General features: G+C 47.7%; 25 protein-coding genes. 14 read left to right on the top strand and 11 right to left on the bottom strand.

Annotation, left to right across the window (positions count from 1 at the left end; all coding sequences use genetic code 11):
* The first annotated feature begins 92 nt into the window (after positions 1-92).
* Positions 93-278, top strand: coding sequence for a YhzD family protein (locus tag K3G25_RS00620; protein WP_015239502.1), 186 nt, complete (start codon positions 93-95; stop codon positions 276-278).
* Positions 279-302: 24 nt separating this feature from the next.
* Here K3G25_RS00620 and K3G25_RS00615 read toward each other — a convergent pair whose 3' ends face one another.
* Positions 303-1,070 (bottom strand): enoyl-CoA hydratase, encoded by a 768-nt coding sequence (locus tag K3G25_RS00615; protein ID WP_007409232.1) that lies wholly within the window; start codon positions 1,068-1,070, stop codon positions 303-305.
* 184 nt (positions 1,071-1,254) lie between these two features.
* On the opposite strand from K3G25_RS00615, the gene K3G25_RS00610 reads away from it, so the two are divergent.
* The 3 genes from K3G25_RS00610 to K3G25_RS00600 are packed head-to-tail and all read left to right on the top strand — an operon-like array spanning position 1,255 to position 3,355.
* The gene (locus K3G25_RS00610; RefSeq protein WP_014417322.1) at positions 1,255-1,608 is read left to right on the top strand and encodes a hypothetical protein; all 354 of its coding nucleotides are present in this window, start codon (positions 1,255-1,257) and stop codon (positions 1,606-1,608) included.
* A 27-nt stretch (positions 1,609-1,635) separates the two neighbouring features.
* Complete coding sequence (locus tag K3G25_RS00605; protein ID WP_012117200.1) at positions 1,636-2,133, top strand: cation:proton antiporter regulatory subunit; 498 nt, start codon at positions 1,636-1,638, stop codon at positions 2,131-2,133.
* 7 nt (positions 2,134-2,140) lie between these two features.
* Complete coding sequence (locus K3G25_RS00600; protein ID WP_003155266.1) at positions 2,141-3,355, top strand: cation:proton antiporter; 1,215 nt, start codon at positions 2,141-2,143, stop codon at positions 3,353-3,355.
* 24 nt (positions 3,356-3,379) lie between these two features.
* Here K3G25_RS00600 and K3G25_RS00595 read toward each other — a convergent pair whose 3' ends face one another.
* From K3G25_RS00595 to K3G25_RS00585, 3 genes are all read right to left on the bottom strand, one after another.
* Positions 3,380-4,669 carry a lysine N(6)-hydroxylase/L-ornithine N(5)-oxygenase family protein gene (locus K3G25_RS00595; RefSeq protein ID WP_015417143.1) on the bottom strand — a complete coding sequence of 430 codons (1,290 nt, stop codon included), beginning with the start codon at positions 4,667-4,669 and terminating at the stop codon, positions 3,380-3,382.
* A gap of 101 nt (positions 4,670-4,770) precedes the next feature.
* Positions 4,771-6,273, bottom strand: a complete 1,503-nt coding sequence (locus K3G25_RS00590) for a coproporphyrinogen III oxidase (RefSeq protein ID WP_061862026.1) — start codon at positions 6,271-6,273, stop codon at positions 4,771-4,773.
* A gap of 112 nt (positions 6,274-6,385) precedes the next feature.
* A complete protein-coding gene (locus K3G25_RS00585; RefSeq protein WP_007409237.1) occupies positions 6,386-7,252 on the bottom strand; it encodes a Cof-type HAD-IIB family hydrolase in 867 nt (288 codons plus the stop codon).
* Between the two features lie 383 nt (positions 7,253-7,635).
* Between K3G25_RS00585 and K3G25_RS00580 the strand changes: the two genes are divergently transcribed.
* The gene (locus K3G25_RS00580; protein ID WP_079891364.1) at positions 7,636-8,775 is read left to right on the top strand and encodes a DNA alkylation repair protein; all 1,140 of its coding nucleotides are present in this window, start codon (positions 7,636-7,638) and stop codon (positions 8,773-8,775) included.
* A gap of 38 nt (positions 8,776-8,813) precedes the next feature.
* Here the strand turns inward: K3G25_RS00580 and K3G25_RS00575 are convergent, their stop codons facing one another.
* On the bottom strand, positions 8,814-9,164 hold the full coding sequence (locus K3G25_RS00575) for a YlbF/YmcA family competence regulator (RefSeq protein WP_014720937.1): 351 nt from the start codon (positions 9,162-9,164) through the stop codon (positions 8,814-8,816).
* 85 nt (positions 9,165-9,249) lie between these two features.
* Entirely contained in the window at positions 9,250-10,383 is a 1,134-nt protein-coding gene (locus K3G25_RS00570; RefSeq protein WP_232489521.1) for a DUF445 domain-containing protein, read from the bottom strand.
* A 237-nt stretch (positions 10,384-10,620) separates the two neighbouring features.
* On the opposite strand from K3G25_RS00570, the gene K3G25_RS00565 reads away from it, so the two are divergent.
* The 6 genes from K3G25_RS00565 to K3G25_RS00540 all read left to right on the top strand — a co-directional run bounded on the left by K3G25_RS00565 (position 10,621) and on the right by K3G25_RS00540 (position 14,665).
* The gene (locus K3G25_RS00565; RefSeq protein WP_014417317.1) at positions 10,621-11,712 is read left to right on the top strand and encodes a YheC/YheD family endospore coat-associated protein; all 1,092 of its coding nucleotides are present in this window, start codon (positions 10,621-10,623) and stop codon (positions 11,710-11,712) included.
* Positions 11,702-13,060 carry a YheC/YheD family endospore coat-associated protein gene (locus K3G25_RS00560; protein WP_022553605.1) on the top strand — a complete coding sequence of 453 codons (1,359 nt, stop codon included), beginning with the start codon at positions 11,702-11,704 and terminating at the stop codon, positions 13,058-13,060. Before K3G25_RS00565 ends, K3G25_RS00560 begins: the two co-directional genes overlap by 11 nt.
* Before the next feature lie 82 nt (positions 13,061-13,142).
* Positions 13,143-13,358 (top strand): YheE family protein, encoded by a 216-nt coding sequence (locus K3G25_RS00555; RefSeq protein WP_012117190.1) that lies wholly within the window; start codon positions 13,143-13,145, stop codon positions 13,356-13,358.
* A 224-nt stretch (positions 13,359-13,582) separates the two neighbouring features.
* Positions 13,583-13,789 carry an alpha/beta-type small acid-soluble spore protein gene (locus K3G25_RS00550; protein ID WP_022553606.1) on the top strand — a complete coding sequence of 69 codons (207 nt, stop codon included), beginning with the start codon at positions 13,583-13,585 and terminating at the stop codon, positions 13,787-13,789.
* A 101-nt stretch (positions 13,790-13,890) separates the two neighbouring features.
* On the top strand, positions 13,891-14,016 hold the full coding sequence (locus tag K3G25_RS00545) for a hypothetical protein (protein WP_007610363.1): 126 nt from the start codon (positions 13,891-13,893) through the stop codon (positions 14,014-14,016).
* A gap of 28 nt (positions 14,017-14,044) precedes the next feature.
* Positions 14,045-14,665: an NAD(P)-dependent oxidoreductase gene (locus tag K3G25_RS00540; protein ID WP_029973208.1), complete on the top strand. Its 621-nt coding sequence runs from the start codon at positions 14,045-14,047 to the stop codon at positions 14,663-14,665.
* A 39-nt stretch (positions 14,666-14,704) separates the two neighbouring features.
* On the opposite strand, the gene K3G25_RS00535 is transcribed toward K3G25_RS00540, so the two are convergent.
* Entirely contained in the window at positions 14,705-16,726 is a 2,022-nt protein-coding gene (locus tag K3G25_RS00535) for a multidrug resistance ABC transporter ATP-binding protein/permease BmrD (RefSeq protein WP_202729481.1), read from the bottom strand.
* A complete protein-coding gene (locus K3G25_RS00530; RefSeq protein ID WP_224988485.1) occupies positions 16,723-18,480 on the bottom strand; it encodes a multidrug ABC transporter ATP-binding protein BmrC in 1,758 nt (585 codons plus the stop codon). The genes K3G25_RS00535 and K3G25_RS00530 overlap by 4 nt, the downstream gene beginning before the upstream one ends.
* 421 nt (positions 18,481-18,901) lie before the next feature.
* Between K3G25_RS00530 and K3G25_RS00525 the strand changes: the two genes are divergently transcribed.
* The gene (locus tag K3G25_RS00525; protein ID WP_232489520.1) at positions 18,902-19,402 is read left to right on the top strand and encodes a universal stress protein; all 501 of its coding nucleotides are present in this window, start codon (positions 18,902-18,904) and stop codon (positions 19,400-19,402) included.
* 38 nt (positions 19,403-19,440) lie between these two features.
* Here the strand turns inward: K3G25_RS00525 and K3G25_RS00520 are convergent, their stop codons facing one another.
* A complete protein-coding gene (locus tag K3G25_RS00520) occupies positions 19,441-19,992 on the bottom strand; it encodes a hypothetical protein (RefSeq protein ID WP_232489519.1) in 552 nt (183 codons plus the stop codon).
* A 108-nt stretch (positions 19,993-20,100) separates the two neighbouring features.
* Here K3G25_RS00520 and K3G25_RS00515 point away from each other — a divergent pair, with 108 nt between their 5' ends.
* Positions 20,101-20,688, top strand: a complete 588-nt coding sequence (locus K3G25_RS00515) for a TetR/AcrR family transcriptional regulator (protein WP_232489518.1) — start codon at positions 20,101-20,103, stop codon at positions 20,686-20,688.
* Between the two features lie 39 nt (positions 20,689-20,727).
* Here K3G25_RS00515 and dat read toward each other — a convergent pair whose 3' ends face one another.
* Positions 20,728-21,579 carry a D-amino-acid transaminase gene (dat, locus tag K3G25_RS00510; RefSeq protein ID WP_232489517.1) on the bottom strand — a complete coding sequence of 284 codons (852 nt, stop codon included), beginning with the start codon at positions 21,577-21,579 and terminating at the stop codon, positions 20,728-20,730.
* 256 nt (positions 21,580-21,835) lie between these two features.
* On the opposite strand from dat, the gene K3G25_RS00505 reads away from it, so the two are divergent.
* Positions 21,836-22,684, top strand: a complete 849-nt coding sequence (locus tag K3G25_RS00505; protein ID WP_014417307.1) for a polysaccharide deacetylase family protein — start codon at positions 21,836-21,838, stop codon at positions 22,682-22,684.
* 32 nt (positions 22,685-22,716) lie between these two features.
* Here K3G25_RS00505 and K3G25_RS00500 read toward each other — a convergent pair whose 3' ends face one another.
* The gene (locus K3G25_RS00500) at positions 22,717-23,448 is read right to left on the bottom strand and encodes an NAD-dependent protein deacylase (RefSeq protein ID WP_370531147.1); all 732 of its coding nucleotides are present in this window, start codon (positions 23,446-23,448) and stop codon (positions 22,717-22,719) included.
* Positions 23,449-23,484 lie beyond the last annotated feature (36 nt).

Below are 23,484 nucleotides of genomic sequence, written 5' to 3'. Positions count from 1 at the left end.
TCCTTGACCCATTATATACTAATAATGGGTAAAAATTAATGGAGGATTTTAAATTCTTTATCAGAATATCATTCTATAAAGGGGGTGACATGATGGGACAATATGTATTGACCGCATTCCATGCGTCGGGAGAAACGCTGCTGAATGAACGGATCGAAGCGGATAATGAGGCGGAGGCGAAGGCCGCCGGAGAGGCTTTATTGAAGGAAAAAAAGCTTGAGAACAGTACTCATCGCTTGGTAAATGAAGCCGGAAAGCTGATTTTATTCCACAGATAACAGAAGCTTTCCGGCTTCTGTATTTTACCGGTTAAATTGCGGCGTCCGTTTTTCTAAAAAGGCGCGGATGCCCTCTTTATGATCATCCGTTTTTCTCATATTTTCCTGGGCCTTTCGTTCAAGAGACAAAACGTCTTTTAACCGGCTGATATGGAGGCTCTGATAAATAGCCTTCGTTTCAATCATCGCTGACAGCGGCGCATGCAGCAATCGGTCGATATACGGTTGTGCCCCCTCCGCAGGGCCGCCGCTGAACAGCCCGTCGGCAAGCTTGAGCCGCACCGCTTTTTCAGCAGGCAATTTTTCACCGCTCCAAATCAGTTTTTTCGCTTCGATCTCACCGACGCGTCTCATTAATAAATAATGGCCTCCTCCATCGGGAACCAATCCGATGCCGATGAAATTCATCGCGAGGCGGGCGTTTTCTTCGGCGAGCACCACATCGGCGCACAGCGCGAAACTCAGCCCGAGCCCCGCCGCGGCTCCGTGGATGGCGGCAATCACAATTTTTTTCATATCATAGAGGGTCAGCGTAATGGATTCGATCATTTTCATGAGCCGTTCATATTCTCCTGAATCATGATCAGACGTCATCATCTGAATATCACCGCCCGCGGAAAATCCCCGGCCTTCCCCCCGTAAAAGCACGATAAGCGCCTCACTGTCGGCTGCCATCACGCATGCATTTTCCAATTCCCGGAGCATTTGTTCATTCAGCGCATTGTAACTGTCAGGCCGGTTCAGCACAATCTCCGCGATCTTTCCCTTTTCTTCATAACGAATATACTGCATGTTTACATCCCCCTTGAATCCGCTTACATATTTTGTTCAAATGATATATTCCTTCCCCCGAAGCGAAACTCCTTTATTTTTCAAGGTCAACAGATACCGAAAAATGCATATCATTTGAAACTGAACATACATTTTTATATAGTGAAATTGATATACAAAACAAAAGGGGGGAAAAACGCCGATAATGAAATATGTGATACTCAGCTTGTTACTGAGCTTTTTTATGGTGCTGTTCCCCCCTTCGGATGTCGCTCTTCCTTCCCAATTGGTGACAGAAACAGACAGCCATGTACAAATTTCGGTTTACCCGCAGGAAACGGATTCGGCAAAGACGCCGGTTCAAACCAAAACCGCTCCGCAAGGCCTGTCAAAAGGATACGGTGCGTTATCCCGGATGATCTCCCTGTTATCTGTCAAACCTCTTGATCAATTCATTGATTCCACCATGGAAAGGACATGCGCCATTCCGATACAATACCAGTCAAATTACCTCCGGCATCAGACCATTTCTCATTGCCAATCTGTATTTACGGTGTAAAAACAGTATATTCCGGAGGGATTTTTTATGAATATTAAAGAAAACGATCTGCCCGGCATCGGGAAAAAATTCGAAATCGAAACGAGAAATCATGAAAAAATGACGATCATCATTCATGATGACGGCAGGCGGGAAATTTACAGATTTGATGACCGCGACCCTGATGAGCTTCTGGCAAGCATTTCACTTGATGATGCGGAAGCAAGACAGATTGCCGCGATTATCGGCGGGATGGTGTATAAACCGCAGGCGCTTGAATCGATTGAAATGGCGTTCAACGATCTGATTATCGAATGGTTTAAAGTTGAAAAAGGGGCAAAAGCGGCAGGGCGGACGCTCGGCGAACTGGATGTGCGCCAGAACTATGACGTGACGGTCATCGCCATCATTAAGCATAACCAGAAAAAGCTTTTAAACCCGGGCGCTGATTCGCTCCTTGAAGCAAACGATACACTCGTCCTCTCAGGTGAAAGAAAGCATCTGAAGAAACTGATCCAAGACTTCCTCTCCAGAGACGGAGTGTGATCTGTTTATGGACCATCTCGTATTTGAAGTCGGTACGGCGTTAGTTCTTGTGGCCATTGCGAGTGTCATCGCCAATAAAATTAAATTCTCGATCATCCCCTTCCTGATCATTTTAGGAATGCTTGTCGGGCCGCACGCGCCCCAAGCGGGCATCATTGACCTGACGTTTATCGAAAGCCGGGAAGTGATTGAATTTTTCGGACGGATGGGCGTCCTGTTCCTCCTCTTTTACCTCGGGCTTGAATTCTCGGTCGGAAAATTAGTCAAATCCGGACGTTCAATTGCCGCCGGCGGAACGATTTATATTCTGATTAATTTCAGTTTAGGGCTGATCTACGGCTTTATCACGGGCTTTTCCTTTTTGGAAGTGCTTGTATTGGCGGGTGTCATCACGATATCATCAAGCGCCATTGTCGCAAAGGTGCTTGTCGACTTAAAGCGCACGGCCAATCCGGAAACGGAGCTGATTCTCGGCATCATTATGTTTGAGGATATCTTTCTGGCGGTTTACTTGTCCGTCGTCTCCGGGCTTGTTCTGGGAGACGCGACGTCTGTCGGAGGCGCGCTGATGTCAATCGTGATCGCTTTCGGATATATGCTGCTGTTTTTCATTGCCGCCCGAAAATTGCCGCCTCTGCTGAACAAGCTGCTTGATATCCGTTCAAACGAGGTATTTGTCATCGTCATTTTCGCCGCGCTCTTTTTCATTGCCGGCTTTTCCGAAACGATTCATGTCGCTGAAGCGATCGGCGCGCTCTTGCTCGGACTCGTATTTTCGGAGACGGCCCATTCTGACAGGATTGAGCATCTTGTCGTGCCGTTCCGTGACTTTTTCGGGGCCATGTTTTTCTTCAGCTTCGGTCTCAGCATTGATCCGTTTTCACTCGGAGATGCGGTATGGCTTGCCCTCGGCGCCGTTCTGCTGACGATTGCCGGAAACTTTATCGCCGGCATGATCGCCGGACGCCGGGCGGGGCTTTCTCATAAAGCATCGTCTAATATCGGGCTGACCATTGTGTCACGCGGCGAATTCTCCATTATCGTCGCAAATCTCGGCATCGCCGGCGGCCTGTCCGCTTCACTTAAACCTTTCGCCGCCTTATATGTTTTAATACTGGCCATCTTCGGCCCTTTGCTCACGAAAGAATCGAAGCGGATATATCTCCTGTTGAACAGCGTGTTCAAATGGAAGACGCCTGAAAAGAAACCTCAGAAATCATAAAAAAACTGACCTCTTCATAAGGGGTCAGTTTTTTTGAGCGGGAAGAAATTGCTGAAAAGCCGTTTTTTTATTAATGGAGAAATGCTCTTTCCCCAGAATGGTATTGATGATTTTTTGGTTTCTGTAAACAGACAGCTTCAAATTCGTAGCGCCCGTTCCGTGAGCATGATCAAGATTCGTTAATGTGAAAAAATGATGCCTCCTGTCGTCCTTAAAGACAAGACGGGAATCGGCCGTCACTTTAAACCGTTTCTCATCCTCCCATTCGATATCGGGGGCAATTGCCGTAAACCATTCCGGAATATGAGGTTTAAAGCCGGTCGCCAATATCACTTTTTCTGAATCGGCCGTAAAGGTTTCATCCATCTGCCATTGATGAAAACTCAGTACGCAGCGCCCGTTTTGCTTTTCAATTTTTTCAAGCTCCGCCATCGGCTGAATATACACGTCAGGCGAACCTCCGCTGATCGATCTGTGATACAGGGCATCGTAAATGGCGGCAAGTGTGTCAGAATCAATGCCGTGGCGCAGTCCGTCCAGCTCAGGGAGTGTGTTCAGCCGTTCTTTAAAAGGCAGGCGGTTAAAATATTCCACATAATCAGGTGTAAACATTTCCTGCCCGAGCTTGGCGGTTTCCAATTCTCGAAATCCGGCGGAGCGTGTCACCCATTGCAGCCGGCTGCGGCGGTATTGTTCATCGTGCAATAAGTCAGAAAAGATCTCCGCGGCGCTCTGTCCGGAACCGACCACCGTAATTGATTCGGCGCCGGCGAGCTCGTCTTTCCGAAACAAATATTCCGTGCTGACCATCGTGTCCTGACGCGCTTCGTCAGCAATCTCTGCGGGAATAAGCGGCTCAGACCCCGTCCCCATGACGAAATGCTTCGTTTGATAGACACTGATGCTTCCGTCCTCAATGTTCTTGACGCTGACGTCATAATGTCCGCCGGCATTTTTCACACCGATTACCTCTGAGCCGAAACGGCATGATTTGATTTCTGAAGCCGCCCAGCTCAAATAGTCGTTAAATTCCCGTCTCGGAATATCAAATTCATTAAACGTATAAAACCGGTACAGCCGGTCATGTTCATGGAGAAAGTTTAAAAACGTGTAGCGGCTTTTCGGATCGGCGAGCGTGACCAGGTCCGCCAGAAACGCCACCTGTAAATCCGTCCCTTTAATTAATAGACCGGGATGCCACGCAAATTCTTTCTTTTTATCGAAAAAAAGAGCGTCTGTTCCGGGTATATCCTCTAACAATGCGGCAAGCCCTAAATTAAACGGCCCGATTCCCGCTCCTATGACATCATACATATTATGCACCTCTTACGAATAACAGTCTGATGCTCTTTTCCCGTTTTTGCAGATGGTTAAACATAAAAAAACGGCACGCTGATTCCGTGCCGTTTTTGATATTATAATGCAGATTTGACGAACATCTCATCTAAGTATTTGATTTTCTCTTCTGTATAATGCTCGAATCGGTCATTATATGATTTCGGATCTTTCGGATTGGCGAAGTGCGTGATTTTTCCGGTTTCCGGATGAATGAATTTGCTTGCCGCGCCGCAGCCGATACCGATAATCGTCTGCACTTCTTCCATAATCATAATGTTGTAGATGCTTTCCTGACCAGGGAAGGAGTAGCCGACATTTTCAAGGTTTCCGAGAATGTTTTTCTGCCGGTACAAGTAGTACGGCGTATAGCCGTGCTCTTTTGTCCAGCGGACGGCGTCATCCATCATGCGGGACACTTCCTGTCTGTCGGCAACTTTATACTTATGCTTGTTTCTCGTCATTTCTGACGCCCGTTTAAAAGAAAGCGTATGAACGGTCAAAGATTCAGGCATCAGCTTTTCCGTTTCTTCAAGACTGTGCCTGAACTCAGCCGTCCCTTCTCCCGGCAGGCCGATGATCAGGTCCATGTTGATGTTATTCATGCCGTGTTTGCGGGAAAGATGGTATTTTTCGATGGTTTCTTCAACTGTATGATGTCTGCCGATGGCCTTAAGCGTTTCGTTTTCATAAGATTGCGGGTTAATGCTGATTCTGTCAATCTTATACTTATTTAAAACGGCCAGCTTTTCCTCCGTAATCGTGTCGGGTCGGCCCGCTTCAACGGTAATCTCCCTGATATTTGCGACATCCGGGAAAGAGCGGACCATTTCTTCATATAAAAGATCCATTTCTTCAGCGGTAATGCTTGTCGGCGTGCCGCCGCCGAAATAAATGGTCGTCACTTTGATATCATGCCGCTTCAGCCATTCTCCGATTTTCTGCATTTCATAGTGAAGCCCCCATAAAAAGGAGCCGACTCTTCCCGCCTGTCCTTGAATGGCATAAGCCGGAAACGTGCAGTAGGCGCATTTCGTCGGGCAGAACGGGATGCCGATATATATGCTGACTTCATCTTTGACGCGGTACAGATCGGGAATCGCAGCGAGCTGGCGGTCGACAATCTCCTGCATCAGATTGATTTTTTCATCATGTATCAGATAATCTTTTTTCAGATCGGCGTGCGCCTCTTCTTTTGTCAGGCCGCTCTGCAGCTTTTTATGAAGAAGTTTAGTAGGCCTGATGCCGGTTAAGATTCCCCATTTTTGTGTCATGCCCGTATGCGATTGAAGAAGATTTAAGTAGACATATGACAGCGTGTTTTTCACCTGTTTAAATACTTCTTTTTCGCTCCATCCGGCAAGAAGCGGTTTCGTATGATGTTCCTTTTCGCCGGTTCCTTTGATTTCTCCGGATACCGACACGCTGTCTGCATCTTGAGAAATGGCAAGTGAGATGACGAGATCAGAGGGTTCCTCCGTTTCGCCGTACGCAAGAACACACTCTTCAAAAAATAAATTCGCGATGTTTTGCAGCGGACGATGCAGCCTGTCATCCGTGATGCCGTCTATTTTTATTTGCAATGTGATCACCTTATTTTTCAGATTCAAAACTTTCTTTAGTGTACAGAAAGAACAGGCTAAAATCAATCCGCGAAAAAGCCGCAGACCGGCGTTTCGCGTCTGCGGCTCTTGATTACGGCCGTTTCATATGGAACTTATCGAGAAAGCCTTTGCGGTGCTGCATGCGGAAATATTCCTTAATCATATAGGCGACTCCCTGTTCATCATTTGACCTTGTCACCCAGTCCGCTTTTCTTTTTAATTCATTTGAGGCATTCCCCATCGCGACGCCGAGACCGGCCAGCTCGATCATCGGCAGATCATCTTCCTGATGGCCGATAGCCACAACCTCTTCCATTGAAAGCCCGAGATCAGCGGCGACCATCGAAAGTCCGCTTTCTTTTGAAACCCCTTTAGGCACGATGTTCAGTTTTTCTCCGTTGACGCGGATCACATCGACGGCCGGGAATGCTTTCATTATCGTATCCGTTATATCAGCCTGCAGACCATCTTCGGCATGCACTTCAATGACGGGCGCTGAAACCGGCTCATCAAGGAGCAGGTCACTTAATGATTCGACAAACTGCACCGGATAAAAAATCGGGTCAGACGGATGAATCATCGTTTTCCCGACCAGATTGGAGTTCACTTTCTTCTTGTTTCCGATCGAATATTTTTCGTGAAGAAGCCGGATATTGCATGGATAGCTTTCCAGCACCTGAACGATATTAAACGTGTGATCTTCTGATATTTTCTTTTCAAAAAACGGCTCATCTATTTTTTCAGAAATGTATGCGCCGCTGTGGGTAATCAATTTTGCATTCAGCTTTAATATTTTCGCCACTTTTTGAGCGGAGCGAAAATGGCGGTTTGTGACCAGTGTGACGTAAATTCCTTTTTTCTTGACGTATTCGATGGCATCCTTTGTCGTCTGATGAAGTTTGCCGTTGGAGCGAAGAAGCGCTCCGTCTATATTTAACGCCAGCATTTGTTTTGACACAGAGAAGTCCCCCTCCTTGATGACTGTACTTGTCATTAGGATATGACCCTGTCTCTTTGTTTAGAACAACCTTTTCTCCGCAGCAAAAAAGCCTGCCTCAAGCAGACTTTGAACTGTCGTTTTGTTGGGATACGATCGATTTGCTGCCTTCTCCCCAATGTGTATTTCTATTTACGAAATATATCAGGAACCCCTTATTTGACCGTTGATGCGCTCGTTTCACTTACTCTCTGTTGCTACCCCTTAACATACCAGGCAGTATAGGCGACCGTATCCTTAGATCATCTGTAAGTGTAGGCGCTTTCAGAGTTATTATCTCAATTATATTGTTAAAAAACAAGGGTTTTTTTAACTAAAAAAATCAGAGGAAATATCTGTGCTGAATGTATGATAAAGTTGAAAGGGAACATACATTCTCATATAATAAAAGAAAAAAAGCGGTGACTGTCATGTCTCTATTAAAAGATATTTATAACGAAGAATTTGCAGAAGCACTTCTGAACAGAATCAAATCGGCGCATCCGGCTTTTGAGCGGGACAAGTGCCGGGCGCTGATATTTCAGGAAGATTGGCCCGGACTGACGTTAAAACAGCGGATGCGCCGGATCACAGACTCTTTATATGAAACACTGCCGAAGGATTACATACGGGCGCTTGACGTCTTATATGAGACAGCTCCCCGCTTCTCAGGGCTCGCCGGGATTATTTTTCCCGATTATGTCCAACAGTACGGAACGGATCACTGGGACGAATCCATGAAGGCGCTTCAGTATTTCACTCGTTTTTCCACTTCCGAATTTGCGGTCCGCCCGTATATCAGGCTTGATCGGGAGCGGATGTTCAAAGAGTTCCTTTCCTGGACGGAGCATCCGGACGAACATGTCAGAAGGCTTGCCAGCGAAGGCTCAAGACCGCGCCTGCCATGGGGAATCTCCATTCCGGCTCTTCTTGACGATCCTTCTCCGATTCTCCCTGTTCTGGACCGCTTGATGCAGGATGACTCGTTATATGTCAGAAAAAGCGTGGCGAATAACCTGAATGACATCTCCAAAACACATCCGGATCTTCTGGTACAGATCGCAGCCGAGCGGTTCGGAAGCTGTCCGCACACGGACTGGATTTTGAAACACGCCTGCAGGACACTGTTAAAAAGAGGAGACAAACAGGCGCTCGCGGTTTTCGGGTTTGAAGACGCCTCCCGGATTTCATTGGAACGTTTTACACTGAATTCGGAAACGGCCGCCATCGGAACAAGCATACATTTTTCTTTTCAGATCCGCTCATCCGCCCGGCAAAAAGTCAGGGTTGAATACGCGATTGATTTTGTAAAGAAAAGGGGGCACCGCAGCCGCAAGGTGTTTAAGATGTCGGAGTCCGCCATGGATAACGGGGACGTAAAAACCTTCAGCAAACATCATTCCCTTAAAGATTTAACCACCCGCAAGCATTATCGGGGAATTCACACTCTGTCTGTCATCATTAACGGTACGGTAAAAGGTTCGCTTGATTTTTCTGTTGAATAAAAAAACCCCTCCATTTCATAGATGGAGGGGTTTGGAGCTTATTCCGGGCTGCCGTAAAGCTCTTCAAGAGGTTTCATAATGATTTTGTTTAACTCGCCGATCAGCATGCTCATGCGCTGTTCCGCTTCCATCAGCTGAGAAATCAATTCATGCTGCTGTACGAGAGCAACCGTTTTTTGTGCCTGCTCTACCTCTTCCTGAGTGATTTCTTCACCTGACATCTGTTTCTGCTGAAGCTGCAGCTGTACATTGCGGAAGTTATCAAACATGCGTTTTGCGGATTCATCTGCGTTTACTTGATCATAAAGCCCTCTCAGACGGCTGTATTCATCACTGTTTCGCAAAGCTTTTTCAAGATCATATGCTGCATCATAAAAATGAACTGCCATAGTAACCGCTCCTTTCTTCCTTTCGGACATACCACTCCACTATAACAGACTGCGGAGCGACTTTCATCATCGGCGTATGTTTTCCTTAGAAAAGAATGACAAACAAAGCCTGAATTGCTCCGATTATCCCGCCGAGCAAACCGCCTAAATACGTTATCATCTTAAATTCTCTCTTGGAAATCGACAGCACCATTTCCTCCAGCCGTTCAACGGGAAACTGATCAACCTGCTCTTTGACCACTTCCTCAAGACGCAGCCGTTTCAGTACATCCTCCAAATGAGCGGCAATACTGCCGAGTGCCGCATTAAGCAGCTTCGGCGCGTACGTTCCCGTAATCTCCCCTTCATAACGGGAGATGATGTCACCGAGCCGGCATTCGAAAAAGGGCGCGGTTTGAAGTGCGGCCAAAGCCCGCTTTTTCATGCTGAACAGCAGATCTTTCGCATTCCACTTTTCATCGGCCTCATAAAGTGTATAAGATTTGAGCTTGCCCCATTCTTGAGAAAGCAGATCAGCCAGAAGCTTTTTCGTTTCCTCATTGCGCAAAAACTTTAACAGCTCAGGCAGCACACGGTCTGCCAAGCTTGAATTGCCGAGGAACATCTGCACCATGCTGCCGAGCATCCCCCGGGAATTCAAAAAGTCGTCAATCATATTTCCGAGCCTGTCTTTCCCTTCTTCGCTCTCAAAATAATCAATGCTCCGCTTCAGGATATAATCTGCGGCCATCGGGACTTTTTCATCCAGCTTTTCCTGAAGCTCATCAGGAAGCCAGTCTTTTATGGCGCGGTGCTCATATTTCCGGTACAGTTCCGAAAGCTTTTCATCGGTAAAACGGTCAATCCAGGCATCCGTTTTTTCCTGCGGATTCCGGATGCCCGCGGCGGCCAAAGCTTCGTGCACCGTCATCTCGGAAGCGGCCATTTTTTGCGTGAATTGTTCGGCGAAAAGAAGCGCCTGGTTTTTAACGGTATCTGATAAAAGCCGTTTTTTTATTCCTTCCGGGGTTAAAAGGTGGTTCGTCACCATGAGCCCCATTTGTTTTGCCAATTCATCCCGCCTTTTCGGGATCAGCCCCGGTGTAAACGGAACCCGTTTTCCGAACAGGTAATACGGCCGGTACGGACGAAATAACATCTGAATGGCAAGATGATTCGTCACCGCGCCGATCGCGGCTCCGATCACAATCATAAATAGAAACGTTCCTGCTATGCCCATTCCTTTTCTTCTGCCTCCATCTAATGTTCTATTTTCTTGATGATATATCTATTCGTATTATAGAGGCTGGCGTGCATGCGGGCAAATGAAGAACCTGAATTGTTGTTTGTGAGGAATAAGGCAAGATGCTGTTTCGTACTCTTTACAGTAGATCATCTTTTATGATGCGCTTAGCATATTTATTGGATGGAAGGGCCGTTCCATCAGCGGCTTTTTGAATAAAGGGGGAGTAATAATATGACAACACTCGGTTTTATGTCTGTATCCCGCCGGCACGAAGAAGATTACGCCGGGGAATTGGCTGAAAGAGCGCCTCAATATAATGTGCGCTTAGCCCGCTTTACACCATTTGATATATTTCCGGATTCTTTGCGCGTGAAAGCGCTCGTCTATCACCCGCAAAGCGGAAAGTGGAACGAAACGGAAATCGATATTCCCGAATATATTTACGACCGCTGTTTTTACGGAAAATCCGCTGAAGCGCAAAAAGCCAAACCGATCGTCGAATGGCTGAAAAAATATCGGAAAACGGAATTTATCGGCCGGGGGCTTCCTGATAAATGGACGGTCACGGATGCGCTCCAAAAGCATCATCTGATCAGTCCCTATATTCCTGAAACGGCCGAAGTCAGCCGCTATGAACAGGTGCAATCATACTTAGCCAAGGAAAAAGCATGTATACTTAAGCCCGCTTTCGGCGCGGGAGGCAGAGGCATCATCCTGCTTGAAACAGGCAAAAAATCAATTACGGCCACTTACTATATCGGAAAAAACAAACAAACAAAATCATTTTCCAATCACGTGTCTTTTAAGTCCTGGTGCAAAAAAGTGCTGCAGCACCGCTATTTGCTTCAATCCTACTTAAATATCCAGGATAAAGAGCGGCATCCGTGCGACATCCGCATTTTCATGCGCAAAACTGAGTCAGGCGTTTGGGAAACGGTCGGAAAAGCGGTCAGAAGGGGTTATCAGAACGGTCTTTTATCTCATTTCCCCGGAGGATCCGAACCGATTAAGTTTGACACATGGTTTGAGGAAATTCCGAGAAAGCAGCAGGCCGTTTTATTGGATGATGTCTTTTCGATCACCCAATCCGTCCCTTATTTCCTTGACGAACGGTTCGGGCCGCTGTTTGAGCTGGGGCTCGATATTTGTTATGCCAAAGACGGACGCATCTGGCTTTTGGATGTCAATTCAAAGCCGGGGCGGAAAGCTATTTTAAGCGTGGCTCCGGAGGCGAAAGAGGATTTGTATACGAGTCCGCTGAGACGCTTCCGCGAACTTCAGTCACAGGAAAGCCGGAAAGGAGTATTACCGCGTGAATCATAAAGGGATGATTGTCGGCATCGATAAAAAAAGCAAAAATACGCTGTTTCTCCCCTCCTCCATGAAACGGGAAGGGCTTTTATCCGCTGCCTTCGGGACCAAGGTTGTCAAATGCCGTGTAGCCTTTTCTCAATCACTTGAAAAAAGCGCGCTCCTTTCTGAAGATTTGTTTGAGGAGCTGTTGATACCGCATAAAAGCCGGGCTGACTTTCTCATACACGGCCAGACGGTGCACATCGGTCCGCTGATCGGCGTTTTCACAGCCGGGTTCACATCATCGCCGACCCGCCCGTTAAGAGACCGCACAGACTTCTTTTCCAAGATGCTCTCTCTTCATGAACAGGCGAACGGATATTGTTTCGTTTTCGGTGCTCATCAAATCAACTGGGAAGAAGGCACCGTCCAAGCGCTGATTTATAAAGAAAACAGCTGGAAACGGACGGCCGTCCCGCTTCCGAATGTCGTATATGACAGGCTCCCGAGCCGAAAAACGGAAGAAGTTCCGCTTTTACAGCAGACAAAACAGAGGCTGATGAATGACTATCAGATTCCGTGGTTTAATCCGCAATTCTTTAATAAATGGGACATTCATAAGCTTCTGGAAAAAAACAGTCTCACCGCTTCACTTCTGCCAAAATCTGTCCTGCACCCGAATGCAGAAGCGTTAGAGACGTTATGCAGCACGTTTGACACCGTCTATATCAAACCTGCAGACGGCGCACTCGGAACGGGGATTTACAAGGTGGAAAAAACAGATGCCGGCTTATCTGTTAAACACACGAATGAGGAAAAAACGGTGGTGACGGCAGAGTATTCAGATGCGGCATCCTTCATGACATCATTTAAAGAAAACAATGACCCGTCCGCATTTTTAATTCAGCAAGGCATTGACCTGATCCGGCTGGATGGGCGCCCCGTCGATTTCAGGGTGCACACGAATAAAAACGCCGAGGGGAAATGGACAGTGACGGCCATTGCGGCAAAAATTTCCGGTGAAAACAGCATCACGACGCATCTGGCAACCGGCGGAGAAGTCAGGACGTTAGCTGAATTATACGGCGATCCGCGCGAGAGAGTCGGCATGATGCGGAAACTTTCAAAAGCCGCCTTGGCGGTCAGCCGCGTGTTAAATGAGCACATTGAAGGTTTTATCGGCGAAATCGGTTTTGACCTCGGCGTCGATCATTCAGGGAAAGTTTGGATGTTTGAAGCCAATTCCCGCCCCGGGCGCAGCATTTTTTCCCATCCGAAGCTGAGATCGGTCGATTACCTGACAAAACGGAGAAATTTTGAATACGCGTCGTATTTATCAGAACGGTCCATCACCGCCCCGGAAAAACTTTGGCGGTGAGGCTGTCTTTTTTTTGGTTTACCCGGGACAGGCAATGAACGATGAGCTACAATGAACAAGATCAACATTTCCCATAAGGAGCGTGAACGTCATGATTTCGCACTTCAGCTGGAAACCGTTATTCAAAAAAGAGAAACTGCCCGGATGGCGGATTTCATTTTACTGGCAGGGTACGCATTACGAAGGGATTTACCATAAGTCCGGAGACATTGAATGGGGACACACACATCCGGGAAAAGAAGAGCCGGCTCTCGTAAAAGAGCTGCATGAATTAATGCTTTATCACATATATGACTGAAAGCTAAAAGCTCAGCCGCACCAGGCTGGGCTTTTCTTTTTCCTTCCGCTATTTACCACACCCTTTTCCGAATGAGATGCCGTTTGATTCACCATAATACGTAGTACAAAGCGGCAAACAGCATTGGGTGAAGCCGAGCTGGCAATGGTTTTCATTCCGAAAATCATCGGCTGGTGCAATTCCAGCAAACCCAACCATACTACTTTATAAAGGAGATCATACAAATGGCAAACAACAACTCTTCAAACCAACTAGTAGTTCCCGGCGCTGCTCAAGCAATCGACCAAATGAAATACGAAATTGCTTCTGAGTTCGGCGTAAACCTTGGCGGAGAAACAACTTCTCGTGCAAACGGTTCTGTCGGAGGAGAAATCACGAAACGTTTAGTATCTTTCGCACAGCAGAACATGGGCGGCCAAGGCATACAATAACTCAATAAATGGCTTACAGAAGGCGCGGGATACCGCGTCTTCTTTTATGCCGTCACCCTTTTTTCCTATTCCACATACCCTAGGAAAAAAGGAGCGAAAACATGTCATTCATTGCCTCAGTCAATTGGGAGCTGTTTCAGTTCGTAAGTGTTTCTTTGGTCAATGAATATGTTGCCCACCATTTCCCGTTTATTCACAGGTATTCTTTTCCCCGCTGCTTTGAATGATATAATGAGCGGCGAGGAGGTTTTTCACATGAACATCGCTTTACTCGGAGCAACGGGAAGAGTCGGACAGGCTTTTATAAAAGAAGCGCAGAAACATGGACACATGGAGATATTCGCTCTTGTCAGATCAGCCGGAACAGTCCTTCCCATTCCTGAAAAACAAATCATAACAGGGAATGCGAGGCGGCGGGAAGATGTAAGCCGATTGATTTCCAAAGCGGACACAGTCGTGAGCTGTCTCGGCACGGACGGTGACGATACCCTTTCAGCCGCTATGACCCATATCATAGACGGCATGAAACGACATCATGTTCAGCGTCTGATTACGATCGGCACCGCAGGTATCCTTCAATCACGGCTTATGCCTGATCAATACCGTTTTGAATCGGCAGAATCAAAACGAAAATCAACAAGAGCCGCAAAAGAACACGCCCGCGTATACGAGATGCTGCTGGCAGAGGATCTTGACTGGACGATCATCTGTCCCACCTACCTTCCTGACGGAGATGCTGCCGGAGTTTACCGGTTCGAACAGGATCGCCTTCCTGAAGACGGCGCTAAAATCACCGTCGGAGACACGGCGCATTTTCTGTACCGTGAGCTGATCAGCCCGCAGTTTGTCAGAAAACGGGTGGGACTGGCTTACTGAATGAAAAAAAGGGCGAATCTTTAGATTCACCCTTTCCGATTACACCGCGGACTTCGCCGTTCCTTTCTGCAATTCATACATTTGATGGTACTGCCCCTTTTGCGCCATTAATTCGTCATGGCTTCCCTTTTCAATGATGCGGCCCTTTTCCAGCACGAGAATCTGGTCTGCGTGTCTGATCGTGGAAAGCCGATGGGCGATAATAAATGTCGTACGCCCTTCTTGAACGACTTGCAGCGCTTTTTGAATGACTGCTTCTGTTTCGGTGTCAATGTGCGCCGTCGCCTCATCCAAAATTAAAATGGCCGGATCAAACACAAGCGCTCTTGCAAAAGAAATCAGCTGACGCTGGCCTGAGGACAGTGTGCCGCCTTTTTCAGTGACGGGCTCTCTGATGCCCTTCGGCAGGGATTGCAGAAGACTTGCGGCGCCGACTTGGCGAAGCGCTTCTTCCGCCTGCTCCAAAGAAATACGCTGATCATCGAGTGTCACATTGGAGCCGATCGTGCCCGAGAAAAGATACGGGTCTTGCAGCACAATGCCCATATGCGACCTCAGCTCCTGCCTTGACATGCCGTATATGCTCTGACCATCCAGCAGAATATCCCCTTTTTGAGCATCATAAAAACGGAACAGAAGATTCAGGATGGAGCTTTTGCCGGACCCCGTATGGCCGACGAGGGCGACCGTCTCCCCTTTTTCAGCTGTAAAGCTGATGTGTTTCAGCACCTCTTCTCCCTTTCGATATCCAAAAGAAACATCGCGGAATTCCACAGTTCCTTTCGCCTTTCTGTCTGCGGGAGCGCCTTCTTCTTCCGTTTCCTCCTCCTGTAAAAGCTCGAATACCCTGGCGGCAGAGACACGGGCCAATTCAAGCTTCGAAAATTGGTTGACAATTCCCGTAACCGGCTGGAATAAACGGTTTAAATAATCAACAAATGCATATAAAACGCCGATCGAAACAATACCGGCCGCACTCAGACTCGCGCCTCCGAAATACCATATCAGCCCGACAAACGCCAGATTGCGCAACACATTGACAAGACTGTGGGACATGAGAGAATTTAAGGACAGCATTTTGTTTTTGTAGCGGAAATGAGATTCATTCAATTCTTCAAATTCCTTCATCGTTTCCTTCTCTCGGCGGAACGCCTGAATAATCGGCATCCCTTGAATGGACTCGTTCATTTTCGCATTGATGTCACTGTTAATGGAACGGATTTTTTGGTTGAAGACGGATGCGTATTTGCGGTACACAACCGACCAGATCATTAAAATCGGGATAATCAGCAGGCAAACGGCGGCCAGCCTGACATCAAGCATAAACAGCGCCGTAAAAATGCCGAGCATATAAACGCCGCTTGTGATAAATGTCGACAGCACCGTTACATATAAATCCCTGACCGCTTCTGTGTCATTCGTAATGCGGGCCACGACTTTTCCTGCAGGCAGATTATCAAAGTAGCGGATCGGCATTTTCTGAATGTGTGAAAATACATCCTGCCTCATGCGCTGTATGATCCGGTTTGCTCCCATCTGCAGCAGATAATGCTGGCCGTAATGAAAACACACGGAAAACATGAGCAGCCCCGCGTAAATGGCGGTCAGCGTCAGCAATCCTTTTATTTCGGGACGGTAAAATTGAAAAATCTCCTGTCTTGATAACGTAATGGCGGGATATGACCTGCTTTCTTTACCGTTTGATATTGTCAGCCGGCCGTCAGACACAGAACGGTTTCCGTCAAAACTGACGGGACGGTCAACAAAATAGTAGCCCGCACCGACTTGATAAATGTGCGCCTCTCCGGTTTTGTCCGCCCCCGGTTTGAGCCGGTCCTCCCTGACATAATCATGCCCCCGGAACCTGACGGCGCCCGGATCGTCCGCAGAGGCTTTAACCCATGTTTTTTCAATGCCGAGAATGTGGTCGTCAATCATTTTTTTTCCGATAAACGGGCCGGTCAGCTCAGTGCCGACCGCAATGATGAGCAGGACGACCGCCCATATCAGCAGCTTCTTATATTGAAGCGCGTAATTCCATAATCTTCTCCCGGTCTTCATGCGCCCGTCCCCCCTTCTTCAAGAGAGGACAGCTGCTGCCTCTCATATTGTTTTCGATACCAGCCGTTCTGCGCCAATAGCTCCCGGTGCGTGCCTCTTTCAGATACCCGGCCTTCATCCATGACGAGAATGAGATCTGCGTGTTCAACTGCCGAGAGCCGGTGGGTGGTGATAATCGTTGTTTTATGCCGCCGTTTTTTACGGATGCTGTCAATGATGGCGGCTTCCGTTTTCGCGTCTACGGCAGATAGCGAATCATCTAATATGAGAATGTCCGGATCGGTCAAAAGCGCTCTCGCAATTGAGATGCGCTGCTTTTGTCCGCCAGAGAGCGCTACGCCCTTCTCGCCGACAAGCGTCTCAAGCCCGTCGGAAAGCATGCCGATATCGTTTTCAAAATGCGCATCTTTCAGCGCGCTGCCGATTTCCTCTTCGTTTGCATCCTGCCGTCCGTAAAGCAGATTCTCTTTTACAGTCTTTGAAAATAAAATATGATCCTGCGGCACATAGCCGATCCACCCGCGGAGCTCCTCAAGCGGAATCTCCTGAATCGGAACGCCTGTAAACGTGATTGCTCCCTCACCGGGCGGATATTCACGCAACAGCTGCTTAATGATCGTCGTCTTTCCGCTTCCCGTCTTCCCGACGATGCCGAGTGTCTGCCCTTTCTCAACGGAAAATGACACATCGGAAACCGCCGGTCCAGCTCCGATCGGATATGTGAAAGTCACATGTTCAAAAGCAAGACGCCCGGGCTCCTTGATTTGGGCGGGGTGCTTGGGTCCTGTCACGTCAGGCTCATAGGAAAGCGTCTCATTGACACGATCCAAGGAGGCATTCCCGCGCTGCATAATATTGATTAATTCTCCGATCGCAAACATCGGCCAGATCATCATTCCGAGGTACACGTTAAACGATACCAGCTCTCCCAGCGTCAGCCGGTTTTGAAAAACGAGATAAGCGCCGTAGCCGAGACCGATAAGATAGCTGAGGCCGACGAGAAGCTTCACAGTCGGTTCAAAAAGTGAATCGATAAACGCCACTTTCATATTTTTCTCATATACATCCGCCGTCATATCACCGAACCGGCTGACATCATTTTTTTCCTGCACGAATGCCCGGATGACCCGGACGCCGGATACCGACTCCAGCACCTTGTCATTTAATGATCCGAAAGCATCCTGCGCTTCCGTAAACCGCTCATGGATCTTTTTTCCGTACAGGCTGACCGCAGCCGCCATTATCGGCAGCGGAATAATCGCGGCAAATGTCAGCTTCCAGCTGATGAGAAGCCCCATTGTCAAAAATATCGTCAGCATATACATCGTCGAATCAACGAGCGTTAAGACCCCGAAGCCCGTCGTCATACTGACGGCCTGCAAGTCATTTGTCCCCCGCGCCATTAAATCGCCCGTTCTGTATTTCTCGTAAAACGGCGGTGACATTTGTAGAAGCCTTCCCATCAGCTTTGAACGGAGAATCTTCTCCATGACATTCGCCCCGCCGAAAAGCTGATACATCCAAAAATAAGACAGTAAATAGACGGCTGCCGTTAATGCGAGAAAAACACATATGTAAAACAGCATCCCGCTTTTTGTAAACACGCCCGCCTTCATATCGTCTATCGCGTTACCGAGAAGTTTAGGCGGAAACATTTCAATGACATTCACAATCAATAACAGAACAATCGCTGTCGTATAGCGCAGCCAATAGGCTTTAAAAAACCACGCGAGCTTTTTTAATACAGTAAACAAATACCGTCATCCCCTTTCATCAATCAGCCGCCCTCAAGCTTTTCCGGATTGTTTTTCATTATTTTCGCTAATACCGCCACATGCATCACACCTGTCTTTCTTTCATTTTTTTGTATAAAAAAAGACATGAAGCCTCAGCTCCATGCCTCTTATTATTATAAATAAGGTACAGACCCGCCGTTTATGCGCGACTGCCCCGTTTTTAAGCAAATGTTCAGAAAACGGAAGCTGTATGGGAGTCACGCCGGTATTCAGCTGAAGATGAGTTGACAAGCTTTAGTTTTGACATGATCCATACCTCCTTTTTCCCTATATTGTTCCTTCATCATATAAACAAATCCTTTTTTTGTCAATGCAGGTTTTACATTTCTGCCATTCGGGTATTGTAAAACAAACCTTTTTTACTGAAAGGATGAGGCCGATGTTTCACGCGGACCGGTTGATAGCAGCTTTTGACGGAAGTGATGATAGTAAAAAAGCGCTCCAAAAAGCCATAGACCTTTCAAAAACGTTTCACGCGGATTTAACGGTCGTACATTCCCACAATGCAAAAGATACCCGGACGATTGTTGATCCCCCGAGGCCGGGAGCCGGGGCAACGTATATCGGCGGCGGGATTGCAAGCGTTCCTGACCCGCTCCAGGCGGAAAGAATCTCCCCTGATCCGATGATTTATGAAGACCGTACGGAAGAAATCGTTGCGGAAGCGAGAATGCTGATGAACGACAGCAAGATTGACGGGGATATCGACATTTTAGAAGGTGATCCCGCTGAGGCCATTATCGAGCATGCCGACCGTATATCGGCGGATTTGATCGTCATGGGGAGCCGGGACCAGAACAGGCTGAAAAAACTTTTATTCGGAAGCGTCAGTGAAAAACTGTCATCGAAATCCGATATTCCCGTGCTGATCGTAAAATAATTCTTTCTGTAAAGCAGCTTAATCAAAAGCTGCTTTTTTTACAGCTCCCGGCTGTTTCTTCTTTTTTTCGGCATCACAAAAAAACTCGCCATGATCAAAAAATCGATGCACAATACGACAGACCAGCCCTTTAACAGTACGCTGAGCGCTTCGGTGCGGGAAGCGTCCTGAATGAGAAATACCGTTCCGGCTAAAAGAACGCCGCCGATGACAAACGCTAATACATGTCTCCCCCACCCTTTTGCATAATGTTTGGCATAATCCAGCCCGTACCGCTTGACCGGTTTTGCCCCTTCCTTGACCACATAATAGCGGAACCGCTCATCCGCCCATTGAATCATGCTTTTCCCGAAGGCGACAGACACTCCGATATAAATGGCCGCCACCGCATGCGCCATAGTCGCCGCCGCCCCTCTGTATAAATCAGCTGCGGCCGCCAGAAACAGTATGGCATCCAATAAAGGAATGAGAGCGAAAAAAAACATTCCGAGCTTTTGCCGCCTGAATATATAGCGCGCCGCCAATCCGAAGATGACAGCCGCCCAAAACGCAGCCTCACAAATGACAATCAACCAAGCAATCACGTTCAATCCGGTTCCCCCTTATCGTTTTCTAAAATGCATTGTATCACTGCTTTTTATTTAATACAACTGTATTACAAAATTGCAAGAAAAAATATTTCCTGTTACACTGGAACCATGCCTAAAATAATCGATCATGAAAAAAGAAGAAAACAAATAGCCGAAGCCACTTGGCGGACGATTTTGGAGCGGGGAATGGAAGGAGCGACAGTGAGAAACATCGCCCAGGAAGCGGGTCTTTCTTTAGGCGCGCTGAGGCACTATTTCACCACCCAGGATGAGCTTTTAGGGTATGCGATGACACTCGTAAAAGAAAAAGCGGCCGCCAGAATTAACGAAGTTGCCATGAAAGATCTGCCGCCGAAAGAAAAAGCGGTGCGTCTGATGCTTGAAATCATCCCGACAGATGAAGAAACGATGGCTGAAATGGAGGTATGGTTCGCTTTCACAGCTTATGCCAGACATAAGGGAGAAGAGTTTCAACCCCAGCAGGACGGGATCTTGGCATATATCCGCGGTCTGATTGACTGGCTGGATGAAAATAAGCTTCTGAAACCGAATCTTGATAAAGAGATCGAAGCGGAGAAAATGTACGCCATCGCCGACGGATTGGCGCTGCATGCCATGCTTGAACCTGAGCGTCTTTCAAAAGAGAAGATCTCCCGTGTGCTCGTGCAGCATATCGAATCTCTTTTATCTGACTGAAGCAAAAAGGCCGGATGTGTTCCGGCCTTTTTTTTCAGCTTATGACTGAACGCCGAGCTCCTGCTGAATGTGCGACTGAAAAGCCTCCTGAATCGTTTTGGCTACAGGTCCCGGCGCTCCGCTTCCGACCGGTTTTCCGTCAAGGGTTACGATCGGGATTAATTCAGCCGTCGTTGACGAGATGAAAATTTCATCCGCATCCCTGAGTTCGTCTTCGGTAAGAACCTGCTCCCGCACCTCAATCCCGTTTTCTTTCATCAGCTCTAACAGTTTCATCCGCGTAATGCCGTTTAAAATCAGCTCATTTGCAGGATGCGTCCGGACGGTGCCGTTTATGACGGCGTATACATTGGAAGAGGTTCCTTCCGTAACCGCTCCGTCCCTTATCAGCACCGCTTCATAAGCGCCTGCTTCATAGGCTTTTTGTTTAATCATCACATTATACAGTAAATTCAGACTCTTAATGTCACACCTCAGCCAGCGTTTGTCTTCCGCCGTTATGGCCTGCGCTCCGGCTTTTTGTTCATTTTCCGGTTTTTTCACTGAAAAGGTGTATGCCGTCGTCTGCGGTTCCAATCCTTCGTCATACTGGTGCTTCCGCGGCGCCTTCCCTCTCGTCGTCTGTATATAGACCCCGCCGTCAATGAGTTTGTTTTCCTGTACGAGCTTTTGCAGATCCCATTCTATGTCCTCTGCAGAGAACGGCAGGGTGATGCCGATTTCTGCGGCGCTTCTGAAAAGACGGACGATATGCTCACGCAGACCGAATAAGGCGCCGTTATACACTCTGATGACCTCATACACACCGTCACCGAATTGATATCCGCGGTCCTCAATATCAACTGCCGCTTCTTCACGATCAATCAATTGGCCGTTTACTAATGTTTTCATGTAAACCCTCCTAATCGTTATCTGCCGTGATGTACATTCTCAGCTGTTATTGTCAACTATTCTATCATACTGAACGAGCCGGCTGCGGAGTTTATTTTTTTCTTAAAATCTTATTATTCGACATCTTTTCTATGTCTTTTCCAGTTTTGTTCCTGTATACTTGATTCGACATACATATGCTGTTAACTTATGGCACTTCGCAAGCCTCCGCTGTTATCGGCATTATGCAGAAACTTATGCTACTGGAGAGATTGTTATGCGCAACACAAAAGAAGGTGCTTCCCCTTCTCTGTTTTCATTGGCTTTTAAACTTACGAGTTTAGCAGTTTTGTGCGGACTGCTTCTGGTAATCGTCATAATGGGATATTCCGCTTCCGCCGCAAAAAACAAACAGGTCACCGTGACCGCAAACGGGCAGCTTCGGGATGAAGCAGAAAGCCTGCGGCTGAAAAATGATTCTCCCGACGTCTTAATGAAACATTTGCAGAAAGAGCGTGACCCAGGGAAAAAAACGGTATATTTAACCTTCGACGACGGGCCGTCTCCATATACTGAACAGCTGTTGAATGTATTGAAGGCAAATGGCGCAAAGGCCACTTTTTTTATGCTTGAACCGCGGATGAAAGCCTATAAGCATTCCGTGCAAAGAGCGAAGCAGGAAGGAATCGCGCTCGGCCTGCACGGCGTGACGCACGATAATCACCTGTTTTATCAAACACCGACATCACCGCTGAACGAAATGCAGCAGGGACGCGATACGCTCGAGGCAATCACCGGAGTAAAAACGGATCTTGTCCGCACGCCTTACGGCAGTAAACCGTCATTGACGGCTGCCCAGATTAAGAATCTCGAAAAAGGCGGATTCGTGTACTGGGACTGGACGATAGACAGTGAAGACTGGAAGTACAAAAACGCACGGTACGTGCCGGAAGTATTGAATCAGCTCGCATATTTGGAAAGCGTTCATACGAGCAGGCCGCATGTCATTTTAATGCACGATCTGCCTGCGACGGTGCACGCTTTGCCTAGCCTGATCCAAAAACTGAAAGCCCAGGGCTACTCCTTTGATGTTCTGACGGATCAAATGATTCCCGTCCATGAATAAGAAAAGCCGGATCTGTATATGATCCGGCTTTTTTATGTCGCGGCGCTGATCCGTTTTGCAAATTCACCGATCTTCTCATGGATGACAAGATCAAATAAATGGTCGCAATATGTCGGCTCAAGGTTAATGATCACCTGCTTCAAACCGGGAATCCGGCCCGCATCCTCAGGGACAAACCTTGCCGGCGCCACTTCAAGCGAAGTGCCGATCACAAGAAGAAGATCAGCTTTATCAAGCTTTTCATAAAGGGTTTCAAAATGCTGAACGAGATCGCCGAACAGCACGACATCCGTTTTTAATACGGTGCCGCATACCGCATGATCACCGATTTCCGCCGTACATTCCGGCACTTCGTCCTTCAGCAGATGAGAAAGCCCGTAGCGCGCTCCGCAGCGGGGGCATGCGGCGGTCTGAATTGAACCGTGAAGCTCATAGACACTGCTGCTTCCCGCTTTCTTATGCAGCCCGTCAATATTCTGCGTGAAAATGTCTACCTGCTTTCCCCGCTTTTCAAGATCCGCCAAATACGTATGGCCGGCATTCGGCTCATAGCCTCCGCTCATTTTCATCTGAAAGAGCTGTTTGAATTTAGGCCAGAATTCACGCGGACGGCGTTCAAAGTATTCCCTGCTCATCGCTTCCATTCTGGAGGTGTCTTCGGTCCATATACCGCCCGCCGAACGAAAATCAGGAATGCCGGATTCCGTGCTCATTCCCGCTCCCGTCAGCACCACGATACGTTCCGCCTGATTGATCAATGTCATAAACGCTTCCACTCTTCCACCGCCTTTTCTTTTTAT

It is taken from the genome of Bacillus sp. FCW2 (assembly GCF_021228595.1).
Lineage (GTDB): Bacteria > Bacillota > Bacilli > Bacillales > Bacillaceae > Bacillus > Bacillus velezensis.
The sequence above is the reverse complement of the archived record's forward strand: the minus strand, read 5'-3'. Positions and strand labels throughout refer to the sequence as shown.